2 tRNA genes and 2 rRNA genes are annotated in these 4,854 nt (G+C 51.9%); all 4 read left to right on the forward strand.

Annotation, left to right across the window (positions count from 1 at the left end):
* Positions 1-1,406 (forward strand): 16S ribosomal RNA (locus BMW49_RS24380); the annotation flags it as partial.
* A gap of 65 nt (positions 1,407-1,471) precedes the next feature.
* A tRNA-Ile gene (locus BMW49_RS24385) sits at positions 1,472-1,548 on the forward strand.
* 31 nt (positions 1,549-1,579) lie between these two features.
* Positions 1,580-1,655: transfer RNA gene (locus BMW49_RS24390), tRNA-Ala, on the forward strand.
* Between the two features lie 246 nt (positions 1,656-1,901).
* Positions 1,902-4,792: ribosomal RNA gene (locus BMW49_RS24395) — 23S ribosomal RNA — on the forward strand.
* Positions 4,793-4,854: the final 62 nt, after the last annotated feature.

Below are 4,854 nucleotides of genomic sequence, written 5' to 3' on the forward strand. Positions count from 1 at the left end.
AGTGGTGGGGGATAACGTTCGGAAACGGACGCTAATACCGCATACGTCCTACGGGAGAAAGCGGGGGACCTTCGGGCCTCGCGCCATTAGATGAGCCTAGGTCGGATTAGCTAGTTGGTGAGGTAACGGCTCACCAAGGCGACGATCCGTAACTGGTCTGAGAGGATGATCAGTCACACTGGAACTGAGACACGGTCCAGACTCCTACGGGAGGCAGCAGTGGGGAATATTGGACAATGGGCGAAAGCCTGATCCAGCCATGCCGCGTGTGTGAAGAAGGTCTTCGGATTGTAAAGCACTTTAAGTTGGGAGGAAGGGTAGTAACTTAATACGTTGCTATTTTGACGTTACCGACAGAATAAGCACCGGCTAACTCTGTGCCAGCAGCCGCGGTAATACAGAGGGTGCAAGCGTTAATCGGAATTACTGGGCGTAAAGCGCGCGTAGGTGGTTTGTTAAGTTGGATGTGAAAGCCCCGGGCTCAACCTGGGAACTGCATCCAAAACTGGCAAGCTAGAGTACGGTAGAGGGTGGTGGAATTTCCTGTGTAGCGGTGAAATGCGTAGATATAGGAAGGAACACCAGTGGCGAAGGCGACCACCTGGACTGATACTGACACTGAGGTGCGAAAGCGTGGGGAGCAAACAGGATTAGATACCCTGGTAGTCCACGCCGTAAACGATGTCAACTAGCCGTTGGGAGTCTTGAACTCTTAGTGGCGCAGCTAACGCATTAAGTTGACCGCCTGGGGAGTACGGCCGCAAGGTTAAAACTCAAATGAATTGACGGGGGCCCGCACAAGCGGTGGAGCATGTGGTTTAATTCGAAGCAACGCGAAGAACCTTACCTGGCCTTGACATGCTGAGAACTTTCCAGAGATGGATTGGTGCCTTCGGGAACTCAGACACAGGTGCTGCATGGCTGTCGTCAGCTCGTGTCGTGAGATGTTGGGTTAAGTCCCGTAACGAGCGCAACCCTTGTCCTTAGTTACCAGCACGTTATGGTGGGAACTCTAAGGAGACTGCCGGTGACAAACCGGAGGAAGGTGGGGATGACGTCAAGTCATCATGGCCCTTACGGCCAGGGCTACACACGTGCTACAATGGTCGGTACAAAGGGTTGCCAAGCCGCGAGGTGGAGCTAATCCCATAAAACCGATCGTAGTCCGGATCGCAGTCTGCAACTCGACTGCGTGAAGTCGGAATCGCTAGTAATCGTGAATCAGAATGTCACGGTGAATACGTTCCCGGGCCTTGTACACACCGCCCGTCACACCATGGGAGTGGGTTGCACCAGAAGTAGCTAGTCTAACCGCAAGGGGGACGGTTACCACGGTGTGATTCATGACTGGGGTGAAGTCGTAACAAGGTAGCCGTAGGGGAACCTGCGGCTGGATCACCTCCTTAATCGACGACATCAGCTTCCTTATAAGCTCCCACACGAATTGCTTGATTCATTGCGAAAGACGATTGGGTCTGTAGCTCAGTTGGTTAGAGCGCACCCCTGATAAGGGTGAGGTCGGCAGTTCGAATCTGCCCAGACCCACCAATTGTTGTGGGGTTTGGCCTTGTACGAATATGGGGCCATAGCTCAGCTGGGAGAGCGCCTGCCTTGCACGCAGGAGGTCAGCGGTTCGATCCCGCTTGGCTCCACCATTACAGCACGTTGTTTAGAGTTCAGAAATGAGCGTTCATGCGAAGGCAGCTGAATGTTGATTTCTGGTCTTTGACCGGTACGAAAAATCGTTCTTTAAAAATTTGGGTATGTGATAGAAGTGACTGATTGATTACTTTCACTGGTAATTAATTTGGTCAAGGTAAAATTTGTAGTTCTCAATTGCAAATTTTCGGCGAATGTCGTCTTCACGTTAGAGACAGTAACCAGATTGCTTGGGGTTATATGGTCAAGTGAAGAAGCGCATACGGTGGATGCCTTGGCAGTCAGAGGCGATGAAAGACGTTGTAGCCTGCGATAAGCTCCGGGGAGTCGGCAAACAGACTTTGATCCGGAGATCTCTGAATGGGGGAACCCAGCCAGCATAAGCTGGTTATTACACACTGAATACATAGGTGTGTAAGGCGAACCAGGGGAACTGAAACATCTAAGTACCCTGAGGAAAAGAAATCAACCGAGATTCCCTTAGTAGTGGCGAGCGAACGGGGACTAGCCCTTAAGTTGATTTGAGAGTAGTGGAACGCTCTGGAAAGTGCGGCCGTAGTGGGTGATAGCCCTGTACACGAAACTCTCTTATCAATGAAATCGAGTAGGACGGAGCACGAGAAACTTTGTCTGAATATGGGGGGACCATCCTCCAAGGCTAAATACTACTGACTGACCGATAGTGAACTAGTACCGTGAGGGAAAGGCGAAAAGAACCCCGGAGAGGGGAGTGAAATAGATCCTGAAACCGTATGCGTACAAGCAGTGGGAGCCCACTTTGTTGGGTGACTGCGTACCTTTTGTATAATGGGTCAGCGACTTATATTCAGTGGCGAGCTTAACCGAATAGGGGAGGCGTAGCGAAAGCGAGTCTTAATAGGGCGTTTAGTCGCTGGGTATAGACCCGAAACCGGGCGATCTATCCATGGGCAGGTTGAAGGTTGGGTAACACTAACTGGAGGACCGAACCGACTACCGTTGAAAAGTTAGCGGATGACCTGTGGATCGGAGTGAAAGGCTAATCAAGCTCGGAGATAGCTGGTTCTCCTCGAAAGCTATTTAGGTAGCGCCTCGTGTATCACTGCTGGGGGTAGAGCACTGTTTCGGCTAGGGGGTCATCCCGACTTACCAAACCGATGCAAACTCCGAATACCAGCAAGTGTCAGCACGGGAGACACACGGCGGGTGCTAACGTCCGTCGTGAAAAGGGAAACAACCCAGACCGTCAGCTAAGGTCCCAAAGTTATGGTTAAGTGGGAAACGATGTGGGAAGGCTTAGACAGCTAGGAGGTTGGCTTAGAAGCAGCCACCCTTTAAAGAAAGCGTAATAGCTCACTAGTCGAGTCGGCCTGCGCGGAAGATGTAACGGGGCTCAAACCATACACCGAAGCTACGGGTTCAACGTAAGTTGAGCGGTAGAGGAGCGTTCTGTAAGCCTGTGAAGGTGAGTTGAGAAGCTTGCTGGAGGTATCAGAAGTGCGAATGCTGACATGAGTAACGACAATGGGAGTGAAAAACTCCCACGCCGAAAGACCAAGGTTTCCTGCGCAACGTTAATCGACGCAGGGTGAGTCGGCCCCTAAGGCGAGGCAGAAATGCGTAGTCGATGGGAAACGGGTTAATATTCCCGTACTTCTAATTACTGCGATGGAGGGACGGAGAAGGCTAGGCCAGCACGGCGTTGGTTGTCCGTGTTTAAGGTGGTAGGCTGAATGCTTAGGTAAATCCGGGCGTTCAAGGCCGAGAACTGATGACGAGTTGTCTTTTAGACGACGAAGTGGTTGATGCCATGCTTCCAGGAAAAGCTTCTAAGCTTCAGGTAATTAGGAACCGTACCCCAAACCGACACAGGTGGTTAGGTAGAGAATACCAAGGCGCTTGAGAGAACTCGGGTGAAGGAACTAGGCAAAATGGCACCGTAACTTCGGGAGAAGGTGCGCCGGTGAGGGTGAAGGACTTGCTCCGTAAGCTCATGCCGGTCGAAGATACCAGGCCGCTGCGACTGTTTATTAAAAACACAGCACTCTGCAAACACGAAAGTGGACGTATAGGGTGTGACGCCTGCCCGGTGCCGGAAGGTTAATTGATGGGGTTAGCTAACGCGAAGCTCTTGATCGAAGCCCCGGTAAACGGCGGCCGTAACTATAACGGTCCTAAGGTAGCGAAATTCCTTGTCGGGTAAGTTCCGACCTGCACGAATGGCGTAACGATGGCGGCGCTGTCTCCACCCGAGACTCAGTGAAATTGAAATCGCTGTGAAGATGCAGTGTATCCGCGGCTAGACGGAAAGACCCCGTGAACCTTTACTATAGCTTTGCACTGGACTTTGAGTTTGCTTGTGTAGGATAGGTGGGAGGCTTTGAAGCGTGGACGCCAGTTCGCGTGGAGCCAACCTTGAAATACCACCCTGGCAACCTTGAGGTTCTAACTCTGGTCCGTTATCCGGATCGAGGACAGTGTATGGTGGGTAGTTTGACTGGGGCGGTCTCCTCCTAAAGAGTAACGGAGGAGTACGAAGGTGCGCTCAGACCGGTCGGAAATCGGTCGTAGAGTATAAAGGCAAAAGCGCGCTTGACTGCGAGACAGACACGTCGAGCAGGTACGAAAGTAGGTCTTAGTGATCCGGTGGTTCTGTATGGAAGGGCCATCGCTCAACGGATAAAAGGTACTCCGGGGATAACAGGCTGATACCGCCCAAGAGTTCATATCGACGGCGGTGTTTGGCACCTCGATGTCGGCTCATCACATCCTGGGGCTGAAGCCGGTCCCAAGGGTATGGCTGTTCGCCATTTAAAGTGGTACGCGAGCTGGGTTTAGAACGTCGTGAGACAGTTCGGTCCCTATCTGCCGTGGACGTTTGAGATTTGAGAGGGGCTGCTCCTAGTACGAGAGGACCGGAGTGGACGAACCTCTGGTGTTCCGGTTGTCACGCCAGTGGCATTGCCGGGTAGCTACGTTCGGAATAGATAACCGCTGAAAGCATCTAAGCGGGAAACTAGCCTCAAGATGAGATCTCACTGGAACCTTGAGTTCCCTAAAGGGCCGTCGAAGACTACGACGTTGATAGGTTGGGTGTGTAAGCGCTGTGAGGCGTTGAGCTAACCAATACTAATTGCCCGTGAGGCTTGACCATATAACACCCAAACAATTTGATGTTTGCGTGTCTCTATGAAGACTGCAACAGCCGAAAATTTG

Source organism: Pseudomonas cuatrocienegasensis (assembly GCF_900110925.1).
GTDB classification, from domain to species: domain Bacteria; phylum Pseudomonadota; class Gammaproteobacteria; order Pseudomonadales; family Pseudomonadaceae; genus Aquipseudomonas; species Aquipseudomonas cuatrocienegasensis.